The 17,926-nt window shown below is 60.4% G+C and carries 21 protein-coding genes and 5 tRNA genes; all 26 read left to right on the top strand.

The features are described 5' to 3' along the window. Nucleotides 1–35 precede the first annotated feature (35 nt). The 26 genes from fabD (at nt 36) to GM658_RS11130 (ending at nt 17,836) form a co-directional block, all read left to right on the top strand. Nucleotides 36–977, top strand: coding sequence for an ACP S-malonyltransferase (fabD, locus tag GM658_RS11255; protein WP_155454140.1), 942 nt, complete (start codon nt 36–38; stop codon nt 975–977). A 7-nt stretch (nt 978–984) separates the two neighbouring features. Further along, on the top strand, nt 985–1,737 hold the full coding sequence (fabG, locus tag GM658_RS11250) for a 3-oxoacyl-ACP reductase FabG (RefSeq protein WP_211841848.1): 753 nt from the start codon (nt 985–987) through the stop codon (nt 1,735–1,737). A 143-nt stretch (nt 1,738–1,880) separates the two neighbouring features. Continuing rightward, a complete protein-coding gene (gene acpP, locus GM658_RS11245) occupies nt 1,881–2,120 on the top strand; it encodes an acyl carrier protein (protein ID WP_055936274.1) in 240 nt (79 codons plus the stop codon). A 39-nt stretch (nt 2,121–2,159) separates the two neighbouring features. Next, the gene (gene fabF, locus GM658_RS11240) at nt 2,160–3,404 is read left to right on the top strand and encodes a beta-ketoacyl-ACP synthase II (RefSeq protein ID WP_155454138.1); all 1,245 of its coding nucleotides are present in this window, start codon (nt 2,160–2,162) and stop codon (nt 3,402–3,404) included. Between the two features lie 77 nt (nt 3,405–3,481). Then, on the top strand, nt 3,482–3,865 hold the full coding sequence (locus GM658_RS11235) for a protein YgfX (RefSeq protein ID WP_308612967.1): 384 nt from the start codon (nt 3,482–3,484) through the stop codon (nt 3,863–3,865). A 24-nt stretch (nt 3,866–3,889) separates the two neighbouring features. Next, nucleotides 3,890–4,468 carry a sigma-70 family RNA polymerase sigma factor gene (locus GM658_RS11230; RefSeq protein WP_155454136.1) on the top strand — a complete coding sequence of 193 codons (579 nt, stop codon included), beginning with the start codon at nt 3,890–3,892 and terminating at the stop codon, nt 4,466–4,468. A 9-nt stretch (nt 4,469–4,477) separates the two neighbouring features. Beyond that, nucleotides 4,478–4,753, top strand: a complete 276-nt coding sequence (locus tag GM658_RS11225; protein WP_155454135.1) for a hypothetical protein — start codon at nt 4,478–4,480, stop codon at nt 4,751–4,753. Between the two features lie 106 nt (nt 4,754–4,859). Next, the gene (locus GM658_RS11220) at nt 4,860–6,341 is read left to right on the top strand and encodes a DegQ family serine endoprotease (protein WP_155454134.1); all 1,482 of its coding nucleotides are present in this window, start codon (nt 4,860–4,862) and stop codon (nt 6,339–6,341) included. 102 nt (nt 6,342–6,443) lie between these two features. Beyond that, on the top strand, nt 6,444–6,668 hold the full coding sequence (locus GM658_RS11215; RefSeq protein WP_155454133.1) for a hypothetical protein: 225 nt from the start codon (nt 6,444–6,446) through the stop codon (nt 6,666–6,668). After that, a complete protein-coding gene (locus GM658_RS11210) occupies nt 6,669–6,911 on the top strand; it encodes a glutaredoxin family protein (RefSeq protein ID WP_155454132.1) in 243 nt (80 codons plus the stop codon). Nucleotides 6,912–7,059: 148 nt separating this feature from the next. After that, nucleotides 7,060–8,853, top strand: coding sequence for a translation elongation factor 4 (gene lepA, locus GM658_RS11205; RefSeq protein ID WP_155454131.1), 1,794 nt, complete (start codon nt 7,060–7,062; stop codon nt 8,851–8,853). Then, nucleotides 8,850–9,770 (top strand): signal peptidase I, encoded by a 921-nt coding sequence (lepB, locus tag GM658_RS11200; RefSeq protein ID WP_155454130.1) that lies wholly within the window; start codon nt 8,850–8,852, stop codon nt 9,768–9,770. The genes lepA and lepB overlap by 4 nt, the downstream gene beginning before the upstream one ends. A gap of 21 nt (nt 9,771–9,791) precedes the next feature. Then, nucleotides 9,792–10,172 (top strand): DUF4845 domain-containing protein, encoded by a 381-nt coding sequence (locus GM658_RS11195; RefSeq protein ID WP_155454129.1) that lies wholly within the window; start codon nt 9,792–9,794, stop codon nt 10,170–10,172. Between the two features lie 3 nt (nt 10,173–10,175). Further along, a complete protein-coding gene (rnc, locus tag GM658_RS11190) occupies nt 10,176–10,964 on the top strand; it encodes a ribonuclease III (protein WP_155454128.1) in 789 nt (262 codons plus the stop codon). 17 nt (nt 10,965–10,981) lie between these two features. Then, entirely contained in the window at nt 10,982–11,884 is a 903-nt protein-coding gene (gene era, locus GM658_RS11185; protein WP_155454127.1) for a GTPase Era, read from the top strand. 32 nt (nt 11,885–11,916) lie between these two features. Next, the gene (gene recO, locus GM658_RS11180; protein ID WP_229416865.1) at nt 11,917–12,717 is read left to right on the top strand and encodes a DNA repair protein RecO; all 801 of its coding nucleotides are present in this window, start codon (nt 11,917–11,919) and stop codon (nt 12,715–12,717) included. A gap of 9 nt (nt 12,718–12,726) precedes the next feature. Beyond that, nucleotides 12,727–13,485 carry a pyridoxine 5'-phosphate synthase gene (gene pdxJ / locus GM658_RS11175; RefSeq protein ID WP_155454125.1) on the top strand — a complete coding sequence of 253 codons (759 nt, stop codon included), beginning with the start codon at nt 12,727–12,729 and terminating at the stop codon, nt 13,483–13,485. Then, nucleotides 13,482–13,880, top strand: a complete 399-nt coding sequence (acpS, locus tag GM658_RS11170) for a holo-ACP synthase (RefSeq protein WP_155454124.1) — start codon at nt 13,482–13,484, stop codon at nt 13,878–13,880. The genes pdxJ and acpS overlap by 4 nt, the downstream gene beginning before the upstream one ends. Beyond that, nucleotides 13,873–15,726 carry an excinuclease ABC subunit UvrC gene (uvrC, locus tag GM658_RS11165; RefSeq protein WP_155454123.1) on the top strand — a complete coding sequence of 618 codons (1,854 nt, stop codon included), beginning with the start codon at nt 13,873–13,875 and terminating at the stop codon, nt 15,724–15,726. Before acpS ends, uvrC begins: the two co-directional genes overlap by 8 nt. A gap of 139 nt (nt 15,727–15,865) precedes the next feature. Then, a complete protein-coding gene (gene pgsA / locus GM658_RS11160) occupies nt 15,866–16,456 on the top strand; it encodes a CDP-diacylglycerol--glycerol-3-phosphate 3-phosphatidyltransferase (RefSeq protein WP_155454122.1) in 591 nt (196 codons plus the stop codon). A gap of 80 nt (nt 16,457–16,536) precedes the next feature. Continuing rightward, nucleotides 16,537–16,612: transfer RNA gene (locus GM658_RS11155), tRNA-Gly, on the top strand. A 77-nt stretch (nt 16,613–16,689) separates the two neighbouring features. Further along, nucleotides 16,690–16,765: transfer RNA gene (locus GM658_RS11150), tRNA-Gly, on the top strand. A gap of 45 nt (nt 16,766–16,810) precedes the next feature. After that, nucleotides 16,811–16,886: transfer RNA gene (locus GM658_RS11145), tRNA-Gly, on the top strand. A 17-nt stretch (nt 16,887–16,903) separates the two neighbouring features. Continuing rightward, a tRNA-Gly gene (locus GM658_RS11140) sits at nt 16,904–16,979 on the top strand. A 45-nt stretch (nt 16,980–17,024) separates the two neighbouring features. Then, a tRNA-Cys gene (locus GM658_RS11135) sits at nt 17,025–17,098 on the top strand. Between the two features lie 306 nt (nt 17,099–17,404). Beyond that, on the top strand, nt 17,405–17,836 hold the full coding sequence (locus GM658_RS11130; RefSeq protein ID WP_155454121.1) for a hypothetical protein: 432 nt from the start codon (nt 17,405–17,407) through the stop codon (nt 17,834–17,836). Nucleotides 17,837–17,926 lie beyond the last annotated feature (90 nt).

Genomic DNA, 17,926 nt, shown 5'->3' with positions numbered 1-17,926 from the left:
GTCCTTTTTAGAATAAGAAGTCTAAAGGTTGAAAGATGAATAAATTCGCATTCGTATTCCCTGGCCAGGGTTCCCAGGCCGTGGGCATGATGGAAGGCTTTGCCGGCAACCCAGTGGTCGCGCAGACCCTTGCCGAAGCTTCCGACGCATTGCAGTTCGACCTGGCCAAGCTGATTGCTGAAGGTCCAAAAGAAGAACTCGACCTGACCACCAACACCCAGCCGGTCATGCTGACCGCTGCCGTGGCGGCTTACCGCGCCTGGATCGCCGCTGGCGGCCCAGTGCCTTCCGTCGTTGCCGGCCACTCGCTGGGCGAATACTCGGCACTGGTTGCCGCGGGCGTGATCTCGTTCAAGGATGCTGTGCCGCTGGTGCGCTTCCGCGCGCAAGCCATGCAGGAAGCCGTGCCGGTAGGACAGGGTACCATGGCTGTGATGCTGGGCCTGTCCGATGAAGACGTGCGTGCTGCCTGCGCCGAAGCGGCTGCCGCCGTGCCGGGCGAAGTGGTGGAGGCTGTTAACTACAACGCGCCAGCGCAAGTCGTGGTCGCCGGCCACACCGCCGCTGTCGACAAGGCCTGCGAAATCGCCAAGGCCAAGGGCGCCAAGCGCGCCATGCGCCTGCCGGTTTCCGCGCCGTTCCACAGCTCGCTGCTGAAGCCGGCGTCGGACCGCCTGCGCGACTATATGGCATCGATCCATTTCAACGCACCGCAGATCCCGCTGATCAACAATGTGGACGTGGCCGTGCTGAACGATCCGGCTTCGATCAAGGATGCGCTGGTGCGCCAGGCGGCTTCCCCAGTGCGCTGGGTGGAAACCATGCAGAAGGTTGCCGAAGAAGGCATCACTCATGTAGTGGAATGCGGTCCGGGCAAAGTGCTGATGGGCCTGGCCAAACGTATTGACGCGCGCCTGGTGGGCGAGGCGATCTACGACCAGGCCACCCTGGAGCGCATGCTGGAAACCCTGAAATAAGAAAAGGATGACAATGACTCTCGCTAATCAAGTAGCCCTGGTGACCGGCGCCTCGCGCGGCATCGGCAAGGCAATCGCACAGGAACTGGCCCGCCAGGGCGCCAAGGTGATCGGCACCGCCACCACCGAAGCCGGCGCGCAAGCCATCTCGGCCTACCTGGCCGAAATCGGCGCGGAAGCAGGCAAGGGCATGGTGCTGAACGTCACCAACGCCGAACAGTGCGCGGCCATCATCGACGACATCTCGAAGACCTACGGCGCCGTCGGCGTCCTGGTCAACAATGCGGGCATCACCCAGGACCAGCTGGCCATGCGCATGAAGGATGAGGAGTGGGACAATGTGATCTCCATCAACCTGACTTCGGTCGGCCGCCTGTCCCGTGCTGTCCTGCGCGGCATGATGAAAGCGAAGACTGGGCGTATCATTAATATCACCTCCGTGGTGGCATCGGCCGGCAACCCAGGCCAGATGAATTACGCTGCCGCCAAGGCTGGCGTCGAGGGTATGACCCGCGCCCTGGCCCGTGAAATCGGCAGCCGCAACATTACCGTCAACAGCGTCGCACCTGGCTTTATCGATACCGATATGACCAAGGCGCTGGGCGAAGACCAGCATACTGCCCTGCTGACCCAGATTCCTTTGGGCCGCCTGGGCAAGCCGGAAGATATTGCCGCAGCCGTCGCTTTCCTGGCTTCGCCAGCAGCTGCTTATATTACCGGTACCACCCTGCACGTTAATGGTGGTATGTATATGAATTGATACGGTTCTGCGGCATAATGCTGCACGATCGCATCATTTAATAGTGATTTCGACGTAGATCAAATCAACCGTCGAAATTAGTTTATAGGCGCGCAAACCTGCTAAAATGCGCGCTTTCCGTAACAACATATTGGAGCCATAACATGTCGGATATCGAACAACGCGTTAAGAAAATCGTCGCTGAACAACTGGGCGTCGCTGAAGCAGACATCAAGACCGAATCGTCCTTCGTTGACGACCTGGGCGCCGATTCCCTCGACACCGTTGAGCTGGTAATGGCACTGGAAGACGAGTTCGAAATGGAAATCCCAGACGAACAAGCTGAAAAGATCACCACCGTGCAGCAAGCGATCGACTACGCAACTGCACACGTCAAGGCCTAATCAGCCCGCTGACTCTCCGATCCACTCCGGGAGACTCGCTTGAGTTCTAAAAACCGTCGTGTAGTGGTCACCGGCCTCGGTGTAATTTCCCCAGTCGGCAACAGCGTTGCCGACGCGTGGAAAGCAATCACCGAGAGCAAGTCCGGGATCGCAAACATTACTAGTTTTGACGCGTCGGCCTTCTCCACCCGTTTCGCGGGTGAAGTGAAGGGCTTCAACGTCGAGGATTACCTCGACGCCAAAGAAGCGCGTCACATGGATAAATTCATCCATTTCGGCATGGCAGCTGGCATCCAGGCAATCCAGGATTCCGGCATTACCGTGACCGAAGAAAATGCCGATCGCATCGGCGTGATCATTGGTTCGGGTATCGGCGGCTTGCCGATGATCGAAGCACAGAAGGAAGACTACGACAAGCGCGGTCCGCGCCGTATCTCCCCGTTCTTCGTACCGGCCTCGATCATCAATATGATTTCCGGCAACCTGTCGATCAAGTACGGCATGCGCGGTCCAAACCTGTCCATCGTGACGGCTTGCACCACCGGCCTGCACTCGATTGGCGCGGCTGCTCGCCTGATTGAATACGGCGATGCGGATGTCATGATCGCCGGCGGCGCGGAATCGACCGTGTCGCCTCTGGGCCTGGGCGGTTTCGCTTCGGCTCGCGCACTGTCCTCGCGCAACGATGACCCAGCTACCGCCTCCCGTCCATGGGATACGGACCGCGACGGTTTCGTGCTGGGCGAAGGGGCAGGCGTCATGGTTCTGGAAGAGTACGAACACGCGAAAGCGCGCGGCGCCAAGATCTATGCAGAATTGCTGGGCTTTGGCATGAGCGCCGATGCATATCACATGACCTCGCCTCTGGAAGATGGCGCTGGCGGCAGCAAGGCATCGCAAAACGCCCTGAAGAACGCTGGCATCAACCCTGACCAGGTGAACTACGTGAATGCACACGGCACCTCGACCCCACTGGGCGACGTGGCCGAAGTGCAGGGTGTGAAGCGCACCTTCGGCGAGCACGCCAAGAAGCTGGTTGTCAGCTCCACCAAGTCGGCCACCGGCCACCTGTTGGGCGGCGCTGGCGGCCTGGAGTCTGTGTTCACCGTACTGGCGATCCACAACCAGGTGATCCCACCGACCATCAACCTGTTCAACCAGGATCCGGCTTGCGATCTGGACTTCTGCGCCAACACCGCGCGTAATGCCACGATCAACTATGCGCTGAAGAACTCCTTCGGCTTCGGCGGTACCAACGGCAGCCTGCTGTTCGGTAAAGTCTAAACGGAACTTCCAAGCCTCGCCCTGGTCTTAGTGCCGGGGCGAGCGCTTCTGCTGTACCCCCCCAACTCACTTTCCCTATGTCGATCGCGGCATCTGTCGCTGTTCGTCCGTCGCCGTGCCTGCGCGCTTTGCGGGCAGGGATTGTTGCGTCCATTTTGGCCGTGGGCGCCTGGAGCGGCCAGCCCTTGCTGGCGGCCGCGGCGCTGGCAGCCCTGCGCCGCGACGCCAATTGCAGCCATATTGATATTTCCGGTGTCGGAGAAATCCGGCTGACGGTATACCGGAATCAGTGCCGGGCCCGCTGGCTGGACGGCTGCACGGTCTGGCCTGGCGCCATGCTGCTGCACGCGGAACTGGAGGATGGCCGGCGTGTGTGGCTGGCCCTGCTGCCCGATTGCGTGGCGGCCGGCGACTGGCGGCGCCTGCAGGCCGCGGTGCGGGCGCAGCTGCAAAAAATATGAACCAATCTTCGCGGGGCGGATCTGATGAAGGTAGACCCAGATCGTGAGCTGGTGGAGCGGGCCCGGGCGGGGGAGAGGGCGGCGTTCGACCTGCTGGTCGCGCGTTACCAGCGGCGCCTGCTGCGCCTGGTGCTGCGGCTGCTGCGTGACCAGGCCGAGGCGGAAGATGTGGTGCAGGAGACTTTCCTCAGGGCTTACCGCGCCTTGCCGCGCTTTCGGGGCGATGCGGCGTTTTATACCTGGCTGTACCGGATTGCCCTGAATGGCGCGCGCAGTACGATCCTGAGGCGGCGGCAGCGTGCCGCACCGCATGGCTTGGTGCCCTCGCAGTTGCCGGCGCCGGTGCCGGAGATCGGTACGCCGGAGTCGATGTTGCTGAGTAAGCAGGTGATGCAGACCATCGACGCTGCGTTGGAGGCGTTGCCGCTGGAATTGCGCACCGTCATCGCGCTGCGCGAAATTGAGGGCTTGAGTTATGAGGAAATTGCGCAAATCATGGAGTGTCCGCTGGGAACCGTGCGCAGCCGGATTTTTCGTGCGCGGGAAGCCATTGCGCGGCGCTTGCGGCCTTTGCTGGATTTGCCTGTCGATAAGCGTTGGTGAGGAGAAGCAATGATTCTGCTGCCAGATGAGGATGAGGAGCCGGTGCGTGCCCAGGTCAATGCCGTGATCGCGGAAAGCTTACGCCAGAGCGTGGCCGGGGCCGAGCTCAGCCCCGGCTTCCAGTCGCGGCTGTCGGCAGCGCTCGACGCCTTGGAACGCGATGGCCTGCCCGCCAGTCAAGGGCCGGCGGCCGCGACGGCGGGAGCGCAGGCGGCCGAAGGCGGCGCGGCGGCGGGGCCGGGCGCGCCGGGGCTGGGCGCCGAGGCGGCGGAAGCTGCCTCTTGAAACGTGGCGGGGGTGCCCGCAACATATCGTCACAATATCCGGCTCCCGTTTAACACGAAGCTGATTTATATTGCTCGTACTTCATTGACTTTCATCAAACGCAACCATGAAAAAAACCATGATCTCTGCGCTGGTGCTCAGTGCAGCTACCCTCGGGCTGCCGGCTGTCGCCGGATTCGCTCCCGCCTTTGCAGCAGCACCGGCAGTCGCCGGCTTGCCAGACTTTGCCGACCTGGTAGAACGGGTCGGCCCGGCCGTCGTGAATATCCGGACGACCGAACGCATTACCCAGCGCGATGTCGATGCGGCCGGCCAGGCCGATGAAATGCAGGAATTCCTGCGCCGCTTCTTTGGTGGCCAAATGCCGCGCGGCCAGTCGCCGCGCCGGCGCAACCTGCCGGTGCCGGGACAGGAGATCCAGCGCGGCATCGGCTCTGGCTTTGTGGTGTCGGCCGATGGCTATGTGCTGACCAATGCCCACGTTGTCGACGGCGCCGACGAGGTCTACGTGACCCTGACCGACAAGCGCGAATTCAAGGCCAAGGTGCTGGGCGCCGACGCGCGCGCCGACGTGGCCGTGCTGAAGATCGATAGCGGCGGCAAACTGCCTTACCTGACCATGGGCGACCCGAACAAGGCGCGCGTGGGCGAATGGGTAATTGCCATCGGTTCGCCATTCAACCTCGAAAATACCGTGACCTCCGGCATTATCTCGGCCAAGGCGCGCGATACCGGCGATTTGCTGCCCCTGATCCAGAGCGATGTGGCGGTCAACCCTGGCAATTCGGGCGGCCCCTTGATCAATATGAAGGGTGAAGTGATCGGCATCAATTCGCAGATCGCCACGCTGTCGGGCGGCTATAACGGCATCTCGTTCGCGATTCCGATCGACGAAGCGATGCGCGTGGCCGACCAGCTGAAGAAATCCGGCAGGGTGACCCGTGGCCGCCTGGGCGTGCAGATCGGCGAACTGAACAAGGATGTCGCCGAGTCGCTGGGCCTGAAGAACAACAAGGGTGCGGAAGTGACCCAGGTTGAATCGGGCAGCCCGGCGGACAAGGCTGGGGTGCGCGTTGGCGACGTCGTCATCAAGTACAACGGCAAGGATATCGACCGCTTTGCCGACTTGACCCGTATGGTGCTTGGCACGGCGCCGGGTACCAAGTCGACCCTGACCGTCTGGCGCAAGGGTGCGCCGACGGAGCTGCACGTGACCGTCGGCGAGGCAGATCCGGACAACAAGGTTGCCGGCAAGTCCGGCGGCAAGAAGGGCGAGAAGAAGAGTGAGGAGCCCGCTTCCGCCGCCAATGCCTTGGGCTTTGTGGTCAGCGACCTGACGCCGGCGCAAAAGCGTGAGCTGGGCGTGACCGGCGGCGTGATCGTGGAAGACACCGACGGACCGGCCGAAGCTGCCGGCCTGCGCCAGGGCGACATCCTGCTGATGCTGAATAACCAGGATATCGTGGACGCCAAGCAGTTCAATGCTGCCGTGGCCAAGCTGGATCCGAAGAAGGCGGCGGCCGTGCTGGTCCGCCGCGGCAACCAGGCGCAGCACTTCTCGCTGCGTCCGGTCGCGCCCGCCAAGTAAGTTCGCCACTCGGCGCGCCGCCGCGTGTTTGCCGCACCTCGAGGCGGCAAGTGCGCGGCGGCGTTACATTTGGCTATCGGTCACTCGGGAGCCAACATAACCATGCATGAGTTTGACAACTATGACGTGCGCGCCGAAGATGAATCTATCCGCACAAGGGTGACAAAAGTGGAACTACGCGCCGCCGCCGCAGGGGCGATTGGCGAAGCAGGAGCCAAGCGCTGGCCGGTAGCGCCGGCCCAGCCGCCAGCCATCATTATCAACATCCCGCCTGGCGCGCTACAATGGCAGCCCGCGCCCGAGGGGGCGCAGCAACGCAAGCCCTGAATGCACTTCACTCTGTACTCCCGCTCCTACTGCCACCTGTGCGAAGACATGCTGGCAGCCCTGAACGCCCTGCAAACTGCGGAAAAGCCTTTTACAGTTGAAGTAATTGATGTCGATGCTGACGAGGCCCTGGTGGCGCGTTTCGATGAGCTGGTGCCGGTGCTGTTTGCCGACCTGGGCGAGCCCGAGCTGTGCCATTACTTCCTGGACGAAGCCAAAGTGCGTGCCGTGTTGTCGAAATGATTGCCTAAATAGCAGTATTTCACAGTCTCTCCTCTAGAAATCCGGCTTTCCCCTCTGAAATCCGGTAAAATGCCGGGGGTTACCCTTGCAACGAATTCCATAAAAAGGCGCATGAGCGCCTTTTTGTTATAGCTCGCTTCGATTTTTAATGAACAACATTCGCAATTTTTCCATCATCGCCCACATTGACCACGGCAAGTCCACGCTGGCGGATCGCATCATCCAGCTGTGCGGCGGCCTGTCCGACCGCGAGATGGAAGCGCAGGTCCTGGACTCCATGGACCTGGAACGTGAACGCGGCATCACCATCAAAGCCCAGACCGCAGCCCTGAAGTACAAGGCGCGCAACGGCGAGATCTACAACCTGAACCTGATCGACACCCCAGGCCACGTCGACTTCTCCTATGAAGTGAGCCGTTCGCTGTCCGCCTGCGAAGGCGCGCTGCTGGTGGTCGACGCTTCGCAGGGGGTGGAAGCGCAGACTGTGGCCAACTGCTACACCGCGCTCGACCTGGGCGTGGAAGTGGTGCCGGTGCTGAACAAGATCGACTTGCCGAACGCCGACCCGCCAACCGCCATCGCCGAAATCGAAGACGTGATCGGCATCGAGGCGGGCGACGCCGTGCAGTGCTCGGCCAAGACCGGCCTGGGCGTGGAAGATGTGCTGGAATCCATCATCGCCAAGGTTCCGCCGCCAAAGGGCGATGCCGAAGCGCCGCTGCAGGCCCTGATTATCGACTCCTGGTACGACGCCTATGTGGGCGTGGTGATGCTGGTGCGCGTGGTCAACGGTACGCTGCGTCCAAAAGAAAAGATCCGCCTGATGGCGACCGACTCGGTGCAACTGGTGGAAGACATCGGTATCTTCTCGCCGCGCTCGGTCTCGCTGCCGCAGCTGACCGCAGGCCAGGTAGGCTTCGTCATCGCCGGCATCAAGGAACTGAAAGCTGCCCGCGTCGGCGACACCATCACCACCGTGGCCAAGCCGGCCCCGGCCCCGCTGCCAGGCTTCAAGGAAGTGCAGCCGCAGGTGTTTGCCGGCCTGTTCCCGGTGGAAGCCAACCAGTACGATGCGCTGCGCGACTCGCTGGAAAAGCTGAAGCTGAACGACGCCGCACTGCAATTCGAACCTGAAGTATCGCAAGCGCTGGGCTTCGGCTTCCGCTGCGGCTTCCTTGGCCTGCTGCACATGGAAATCGTGCAGGAGCGCCTGGAGCGCGAATTCGACCAGGACCTGATCACCACCGCGCCGACCGTGGTGTATGAGGTGGAGCGCCGCGACGGTACCGTGATCAACGTCGACAACCCGTCGCGCATGCCGGATCCGAGCCACATCAACGAGGTGCGCGAGCCGATCGTGACGGTGAACCTGTACATGCCGCAGGAGTATGTCGGTTCCGTGATCACCCTGTGTATCGCCAAGCGCGGCATCCAGATGGACATGAGCTACCACGGCCGCCAGGTCAAGCTGGTGTACGAGATGCCGATGGCCGAAATCGTGCTCGACTTCTTCGATAAGCTCAAATCCACCTCGCGCGGCTACGCGTCGATGGACTACGAGTTCAAGGAATACCGTGCGGCCGACGTGGTCAAGGTCGACATGCTGATCAACAGCGAAAAGGTCGATGCGCTGGCCATCATCGTGCACCGCGCCAATGCGCCATACCGCGGCCGCGCCGTGGCGGCCAAGATGCGCGAACTGATCCCGCGCCAGATGTTCGACGTGGCAATCCAGGCAGCGATCGGCTCCAACATCATTTCGCGTGAAAACGTGAAGGCGATGCGCAAGAACGTGCTGGCCAAGTGCTACGGCGGCGACATCACCCGTAAGAAGAAACTGCTCGAAAAGCAGAAAGCAGGTAAGAAGCGCATGAAACAAGTGGGCTCCGTCGAGATCCCGCAAGAGGCATTCCTGGCAATCCTTCAAGTGGAAGAGAAATGACACTGCAATCCATCCTGGGCAATTTCGCATTAATCCTGTTCGTCCTGATGGTAGTGACGGGGGTGATCTGGGTTCTCGACCTGGTGGTGTTCTCCAAGCAGCGCCGCGCTGCCGCCGACAAGGCCCTGGTCGAATACGACGAGCGCATGGCGCGTTCGGCCGCCAACGGCATCCGCATGGACGAGCAGGGCAACGCCCGCTCCAAGCTGGAAGCGGACATCCTGCGCCAGCCGACCTGGATCGAATATTCGGGCAGCTTCTTCCCGGTGATTGCGCTGGTGTTCTTCCTGCGCTCCTTCCTGTGGGAGCCGTTCAAGATCCCGTCGTCGTCGATGGTGCCGACCCTGCTGGTGGGCGACCTGATCCTGGTGAACAAATACACCTACGGCATTCGCCTGCCCATCCTCAACAAGAAGGTGGTGCAGATCAACGACCCGCAGCGCGGCGACGTGATGGTGTTCAAGTATCCGAAGGACATGACCCAGGATTACATCAAGCGGGTCATTGGCGTGCCGGGTGATAAAATTGTTTATCAAAACAAGCGCTTAACGATCAACGGACAGCCGCTGGCTTACGCTCCGATGGAAGACTACCTGGAAGAGGGTACTCTTTCTTACCAGAAACAGTTCACCGAGCAGCTGGGCCCCGTGCAGCACCGCATCCTGAACAATGAAAAGATGCCGATGTCCTTGCAGGCGGACGATTTCCCGGGCCGCGAGGCATGCACTTACAACTATGAAGGTTTTTCGTGTGTAGTTCCTGAAGGAAATTACTTTATGATGGGTGACAATCGGGACAATAGTGCCGACAGCCGTATCTGGGGTTTTGTTCCGGACAAGAATATCGTTGGCAAGGCTTTCTTTGTCTGGATGAACCTCGGTAATTTCAATTTTGATCGTCTTGGCGGCATCCGCTAAGCACACAGGAGAACAGATCTTATGCGCATGCAGCGTGAACGCGGTATCAGCCTGATTGGCCTGATTTTTGTCCTTGCCATTCTGGGCGGGATTGGCCTGCTGGCCATGCAGGTGGTTCCTACTTACATTGAATACCGCGCCATCCTGGGCGCGATTGAGCGTGCCAAGAAGGACGGCGGCGAGAACATCAAGGAGATCCAGGATTCGTTCAACAAGAGCGCTGAAGTGGGCTACATCACGGCGATCCAGGGCCGCGACCTGCTCATCGTGCGCGAAAACGGCCAGTTCGAAATCAGCTTCGAGTACGAGAAGAAGATTCCCCTGGCCGGTCCAGCCAGCCTGCTGATGGAATACAAGGGCACGACGGCCAAAGAAGGCGCAAAGAAAAAGGTTGCAGAATAAGTGATGAAATTACAGTTATTGCAAACCAGGTTGGGCTACACGTTCCAGGATGCTGGATTGCTCCAGCAGGCCTTGACGCACCGTAGCCACAGCAGTTTGCATAACGAGCGGCTGGAATTCCTTGGCGATTCGATCCTTAACTGCGTGGTCGCCTCCATCCTGTACGAACGTTTCAACTCCCTTGACGAGGGCGACCTGTCGCGCGTGCGCGCCAACCTGGTCAAGCAGCAATCGCTGTTCGAGATCGCGCAGAAGCTGGAACTGTCGCAGTTCCTGCGCCTGGGCGAGGGTGAATTGAAGTCGGGCGGTTTCCGCCGCCCGTCGATCCTGGCCGACACGCTGGAAGCGCTGCTGGGTGCGATTTACCTGGACGGCGGTTTCGACCAGGCGGCGGGCGTGATCCGGGCCTTCTACATCCCGATCCTCGATACGGTCGATCCGCAGACGCTTGGCAAGGACGCCAAGACCCTGCTGCAGGAATTCCTGCAATCGAAGAAGATCTCGCTGCCGCTGTATAACGTGGTGGCCACCCATGGCGCTGCGCACAGCCAGGAATTCGAGATCGAGTGCCTGGTGCCAAAGCTGGGCATCCAGGTGTTCGGGCGTGGCGGCAGCCGCCGCGCCGGCGAGCAGGCCGCCGCCAAGCTGGCGCTGGAAGTGGCCGAAGAAGCGCTGAAGAAGGCGCCATCGGCCGGGCGCAAGCCGCGCCAGCGTTCGCCCCAGCTCAAGCTGGCCGGCATCGCGACGGTGCAGGGCGACGAAGCTGGCGACAAAAAGCTCGCCAAACAATAACCGAATTGAGTTTGACCATGACTACCGCACCTACTCCCGCCGGCTTCCGCTGCGGTTACATTGCCATTGTCGGCCGCCCCAACGTGGGCAAGTCGACCCTGATGAATACCCTGATCGGCGCCAAGGTGAGCATCACCTCGCGCAAGGCGCAGACGACACGCCACCGCATCACCGGCATCCAGACCGTAAGCGATGCGCAGTTCATCTACGTCGATACACCGGGCTTCCAGACGCGCCACTCGAATGCGCTGAACAAGACGCTGAACAAGACCGTCACCAACACGCTGGAGTCGTCGGACCTGATCCTGTACATCGTGGAAGCGGGCACTTTCGGCCAGGCCGACCAGCAGGTGATGGACCTGCTGCCGAAGAATGTGCCGGTCATCCTGGTGATCAACAAGTCCGACCGCGTGAAGGACAAGGCCGTGCTGATGCCGTTCGCGCAGCAGATCGCCGAGAAATTCCAGTTCACCGCGATTGTGCCGGTGAGCGCCAAGCTGCGCTTCCAGCTGGACGGACTGCAGAACGAGATCAAGAAGTACCTGCCTGAGAACGAACCGATTTTCGGCGAGGACGACATCACCGACCGCAGCGAGAAATTCCTGGCGTCGGAAATCGTGCGCGAAAAGCTGTTCCGTTTTGTCGGCGACGAACTGCCGTACACCAGCACGGTGCTGATCGAGAAATTTGAACAGGAAGGCAACCTGCGCCGCATCTTCGCCGCGATCCTGGTGGAGCGCGACAGCCACAAGTCCATGATCATCGGTAACAAGGGCGCTCGTCTGAAAGAGGTCAGCACCCAGGCCCGCCTGGACATGGAAAAACTGTTCGGTGGCCCGGTCTATCTCGAGATCTGGGTGAAAGTGAAATCCGGCTGGGCCGACAACGAAGCTGGCCTGCGCGCATACGGCTACGAATAATGCCTGTCTTGACAGCTGAGCACGTGTCTCAAATGGGGTCTGACCCCAAGGGGGACACGAGCACGGCCGTACCAGCGCCGCCGGGGCAGAAGCGCAGGGCGCCGGGGCAGCAGCGTACCGTAGGGACGCGTGTGACCGGGCAGCCGGCCTTTGTGCTGCATTCCTATCCTTACAAGGAAACCTCGCTCATCGTCGAGCTGTTCACGCGCGACTTTGGGCGGGTGGCCTTGATTGCGAAGGGCGCCAAGCGTCCGCATTCGCAGCTGCGCGGCGTGCTGCAAACCTTCCAGCCGCTGACGACCGGCTGGACCGGCAAAAATGAGCTGCGTACGCTGACCGATGCCGATTGGGTCGGCGGCATGCTGCCCCTCGAAAAGACCGCGCTGTTGTGCGGCTTCTATCTGAACGAACTGCTGGTCAAGCTGACTGCGCGCGACGATGCGCACGCCAAGCTGTTCGACCATTACGTCTCCACCCTGAACCAGCTGGCCCACAACGAACCTGCGCCCATCGTGCTGCGCAAGTTCGAGATGGCGCTGTTGAAGCAGACCGGCGTGGCGGCGGACCTGACGCGCTGCACGGTCACGCGCACAAAAGTCCAGCCCGATGTACATTATGTGGTGGACCCTGAGCGCGGCCCGCGTCCCGAGCGCCCTGACGATAGCGCTCCGCGTGTCGCCGGCAAGACCTTGCTGGACATGGAGCGCGAGGATTACACGGACCCGGCGACGCAGGCGCAAAGCAAGCAGCTGATGCGCTACCTGCTGTCCTGGCATCTTGGCGGCGCGCCATTGAACACGCGCCAGATATTGATCGATTTGCTGCAACTTTAAGAAAAGAATATGAGCTTCCTGTCTCCCTCCGGCACCATCATCGACCTTGGCGTGAACATCGACCACGTCGCCACGCTGCGCAATGCGCGCGGCACCGTGTACCCGGACCCGATCCGCGCTGCGCTGCTGGCCGAACAGGCAGGCGCCGACTGCATTACCCTGCACCTGCGCGAAGACCGCCGCCACATCAAGGATGCCGACGTGATTGCGCTGGCGCCGCAGCTGGTCACCCGTATGAACCTGGAAGCAGCCGTGACCCAGGAGATGATCGATTTCGCCTGCCGCATCAAGCCGGCCGACGTTTGCCTGGTGCCGGAAAAGCGCACCGAAGTCACCACCGAGGGCGGCCTGGATGTGGTCCGCTTCTACAAGGAAGTGGAAGCGGCGGTAAAGCAGCTGCAAGGCGAGGGCATCCGTGTTTCCCTGTTCATCGATGCCGATGAGGAGCAGATCAAGGCCGCCGCTGCCGTTGGCGCGCCGGTCATTGAACTGCACACCGGCGCTTATGCCGATGCCGAAGGCGAGGCGCAGGCGCGCGAACTGGCCCGCGTGAAGGATGGCGTGCGCTGGGGCGTGCAGAATGGCCTGAAGGTCAACGCCGGCCATGGCCTGCATTACACCAATGTGCAGGCGATTGCCGCCATTCCGGAGATCGCGGAACTGAATATCGGCCATGCCATCGTCGCGCATTCGATTTTCGCCGGCTGGGAAAACGCCGTGCGTGAGATGAAGGCGATCATGGTGTCGACCCGCCTGGGCGCGAAATGATCTACGGGATCGGGACGGACGTCAGCAAGGTGCCCCGCATCGCCGCCGCGCTTGAGCGCAGCGGTGAGCGCTTTGCGCGCAAGATCCTCGGCCCCGACGAATTCCTGGTCTACCAGGAGCGCTGCGCCCGCAGCCCGCTACGTGGCGTGCGCTATGCCGCGACCCGCTTCGCCGCCAAGGAAGCTTTTTCCAAGGCCCTCGGCCTGGGCTTGCGCCCGCCAATGACCTGGCACACTGCGCAGCTGCTGAATGATGATTTGGGCAAGCCGTACATGGCCTGCAGCGGTGCGCTGGGCGAATTCATGTTGCAGAATGGGCTGGTCGCCCATATCTCCGTGAGCGATGAAGAGGATTACGCGGTCGCCTATGCGATCGTCGAGCGATCGAATGACTGAAGAGACCCAAGACCCACGCGAACAGGTGCTGGCCACCGTTGCCAAGCTGCCAAACCTGCCGGGCGTGTACCGCTACTTCGATGCCGAAGACAAGGTGCTTTACGTGGGCAAGGCGCGCGACCTGAAAAAGCGCGTTTCCAGCTACTTCCAGAAGAATCTATCGAGCCCGCGCATCGCGCTGATGGTCGAGCGTATCGCGCGCCTGGAGACCACGGTCACGCGCAGCGAGGCCGAGGCACTGATCCTGGAAAACAACCTGATCAAGGCCCTGCAACCGCGCTACAACATCTTGTTCCGCGACGACAAGAGCTATCCCTACCTGAAGATCACAGGCGACGAGATCCCGCGCATGGTGTACTACCGTGGGGCGGTGGACCGCAAGCACCAGTATTTCGGACCATTCCCGTCCTCGTGGGCGGTGAAGGAATCGATGCAGATCCTGCAAAAGGTCTTCATGCTGCGTACATGCGAGGACAGCGTGTACATGAACCGCACGCGCCCCTGCCTGCTGCACCAGATCGGCCGTTGCAGCGGCCCTTGCGTCGGCCTGATCGTGCCTGAAGACTACCGCAATGACGTGAACAACGCTGCGCGGTTCCTGCGCGGCCGCCAGACGGAGGTGATGGAGGAGCTGGAGCAGAAGATGCTCGCCTACGCCACCGAACTCAAATTCGAGCAGGCAGCGGTGGTGCGCAACCGTATCCAGTCCTTGTCGAAAGTGCTGCACCAGCAGTCGATGGAAACCACAGGCGACCAGGATGTCGATATCCTGGCCGTGGTAGTGCAGGGCGGACGCGCTTGCGTCAACCTGGCCATGGTGCGCGGCGGCCGCCACTTGGGCGACCGGGCCTACTTCCCGACGCACGTGATGGATGCCGAAGTGGTGGCTGAGCGTCCGATCGAGCAGGAAGTGCTGGCGGCGTTCCTGGTCCAGCATTACACGGAAAAATCGATTCCGGGCACCCTGATCCTGAATATCGAATTCGACCAGCCGGAGCTGATCCTGGCGCTGCAGGAGCAGTGCGGCCACCGCATCCACCTGGTCTTCCAGCCGCAGGGGCAGCGCCGCCAATGGCAGGATCTGGCGCAGAAAGGCGCGGAGATTTCGCTGGCGCGGCTGCTGTCCGAGCAGGGCTCTCAGCAAGCGCGGACGCGTGCGCTGGCGGAGGTGCTGGGCCTGGAAAACGAAGACCTCGACACCTTGCGCGTTGAGTGCTTCGACATTTCGCACACGGCGGGCGAGGCGACACAGGCTTCTTGCGTGGTGTTCCATCATCACCAGATGCAGAACGGCGAGTACCGCCGCTACAACATCAACGACATTACGCCGGGCGACGATTACGCCGCCATGCGCCAGGTGCTGACGCGCCGCTATGAGAAGGTAGCTGGCGGCGATGGCGTGATGCCGGACGTGGTGCTGATCGACGGCGGCAAAGGCCAGGTCGAAATGGCGCGCCAGGTGTTCGTCGAACTGGGGCTGGACATCAGCCTGATCGTCGGCGTGGCAAAAGGAGAGGGCAGGCGTGTCGGCCTGGAGACGCTGGTTTTCGTCGATGGCCGTGAGCCGCAGGAACTGGGCAAGGAGTCGGCGGCGCTGATGCTGGTGGCCATGATTCGCGACGAAGCGCACCGTTTCGCCATCACAGGCATGCGCGCCAAGCGGGCCAAAGCCCGCCAGACTTCGCGCCTGGAGGAAATCGAGGGGATTGGCGCCAAGCGCCGCCAAAAGCTGCTATCGCGCTTTGGGGGGCTGAAAGGCGTGATGAACGCCAGTATCGAAGACTTGAAGTCCGTCGAAGGCATCTCAGACACCTTGGCTGAAGAAATCTACCGGCAGCTCCACTGAACCGGTACGTGATGGCCGCGGGTTGCGGGTCCGACCCTTGGGGGGTACCCAGGTTTGCCGGTTTTCGCAGTCAAATTGGCTTTGCAAGCGCCGCCGTTATACACTAGCGGCGCGTCATTACAATTCTTATACACCGCATATGCCTTTCAACATCCCGATCCTGCTGACCTGGTTGCGCGTAGCGCTGATTCCCCTGGTCGTGGGCGTGTTCTACCTTCCCGAAACCTGGCTCACCGTCCACGAACACAATCTCGCCGCCACCCTGATCTTCATCGTGGCAGCTGTAACGGACTGGTTTGACGGCTTCCTGGCCCGCCGCTGGAACCAGACCTCGGCCTTCGGCGCCTTCCTCGACCCGGTGGCGGACAAGCTGATGGTGGCCGCAGCCTTGCTGGTGATCGTGAACCTGCGGCTCGACCCCTGGCACCCAATCCTGGCCCTGATCATCATCGGCCGCGAAATCACTATCTCCGCCCTGCGCGAGTGGATGGCGCAAATTGGCGCCTCCAAGTCGGTGGCGGTGCACCAGATCGGCAAGATCAAGACGGCAGCGCAAATGACGGCCATCCCGCTGCTCCTGTACCAGGACGTGCTGTTCGGCGCGATCGATACCCGGGTGGTAGGGCATATGCTGCTGTGGATCGCCAGTGTCCTGACGGTGTGGTCCATGTTCTACTACCTCAAGAAAGCATGGCCGATGATCAAGGAACGTGCGGGCACCTTGAGTTAAATAACAATGTTGCCCCTTGACAGCGTCAACAGATCATCTATAATGCTGGCCTGCTGTTGATGACAGCGCAGGAATGCGAAGCGGGAGTAGCTCAGTTGGTAGAGCGCAACCTTGCCAAGGTTGAGGTCGAGAGTTCGAGACTCTTCTCCCGCTCCAAAGTCATCGGCAACGAAGCAGTAACGTCGCACTGGAAATATGAGAATGTTTCTGCGATAATGCGGTTCCTCTGAAATGCGGGAGTAGCTCAGTTGGTAGAGCGCAACCTTGCCAAGGTTGAGGTCGAGAGTTCGAGACTCTTCTCCCGCTCCAGTTCACTGGAGCAGCAACAGTAGTAAAATTTGAAATTCACTCCATGCGGGAGTAGCTCAGTTGGTAGAGCGCAACCTTGCCAAGGTTGAGGTCGAGAGTTCGAGACTCTTCTCCCGCTCCAAGTATTTCAAACCCAACGCGGGAATAGCTCAGTTGGTAGAGCGCAACCTTGCCAAGGTTGAGGTCGAGAGTTCGAGACTCTTTTCCCGCTCCAGAATTCCAAGAGAACGCGATCTGCCGCGCCTCTGAAAACCCCTTCGGCGGGGTAGCAAAATGGTTATGCAGCGGCCTGCAAAGCCGTCTACGCCGGTTCGATTCCGGCCCTCGCCTCCAAAAGATGAAAAATCCTCGCCTCGGCGGGGATTTTTCATTTGGGGGCCAAAGTCGGTGCCAGGTCTGTCATTTGGACACAAAACGCACATCTTTGATTTTCCTCAAAACGGTTTAGATTGGTTTGAAAGCAGAGCATCTCTGGGCCAGAATGATTTATCTTAAGGGGCTGAGGTCGCTGTCCGAATGACAGACCTGGCACCGACCTACCGACCTATGGCACTGGCACCGCTGGCAAACGACCCATAGGTCTTTTCAAAAAAAAAAGATATGAGATATATAACCTACTCGCCAGACCGTGGTTGGCTGATGGAGGATTACTTCAGCTTCTTGGAGTCAAACCGTACGAAGTTTCCCGAAGGCGTTTTTGAGTTTGCTTACAATTTCTGCCATTACGATTTGTCTGACCCGTCGAGCCTGCACGACGCCTGGCTTAATCATCTCGTTCTTCGAGAGAATGGTACTGGCGATCGTAAACAGTTCAGGTCGCTGGCGCTTGAGCTCGAGTTTCTCGGGCCGTTTCACGATAAACTCTTGCAGTTCGATTACTCTGGAGTCACCGGTTTTTCAATGCAGTCAAAGGACGGCGCGCCGGCGCTCCTAAATGGATGTGGCGATGTCTTGATGCACGAAGTTCGTTTAAGTGATGGGGGCCTGGTTGAACATGAATTGCAGTTTTCGTCTTCGGTCGTTCTGACGATAACATGTTCAACGTTCCGCTTCGAATCCGTAAATAACTGATTCTAAAGATGTGCGTCGGCCTGCAAAGCCATCTACGCCGGTTCGATTCCGGCCCTCGCCTCCAAAAAATCAAGCGCTTAGCTTGCGAAA

It is taken from the genome of Massilia eburnea, from assembly GCF_009720745.1.
In the GTDB taxonomy this organism is placed as follows: Bacteria; Pseudomonadota; Gammaproteobacteria; order Burkholderiales; family Burkholderiaceae_D; genus Rugamonas; species Rugamonas eburnea.
The sequence above is the reverse complement of the archived record's forward strand: the minus strand, read 5'-3'. Positions and strand labels throughout refer to the sequence as shown.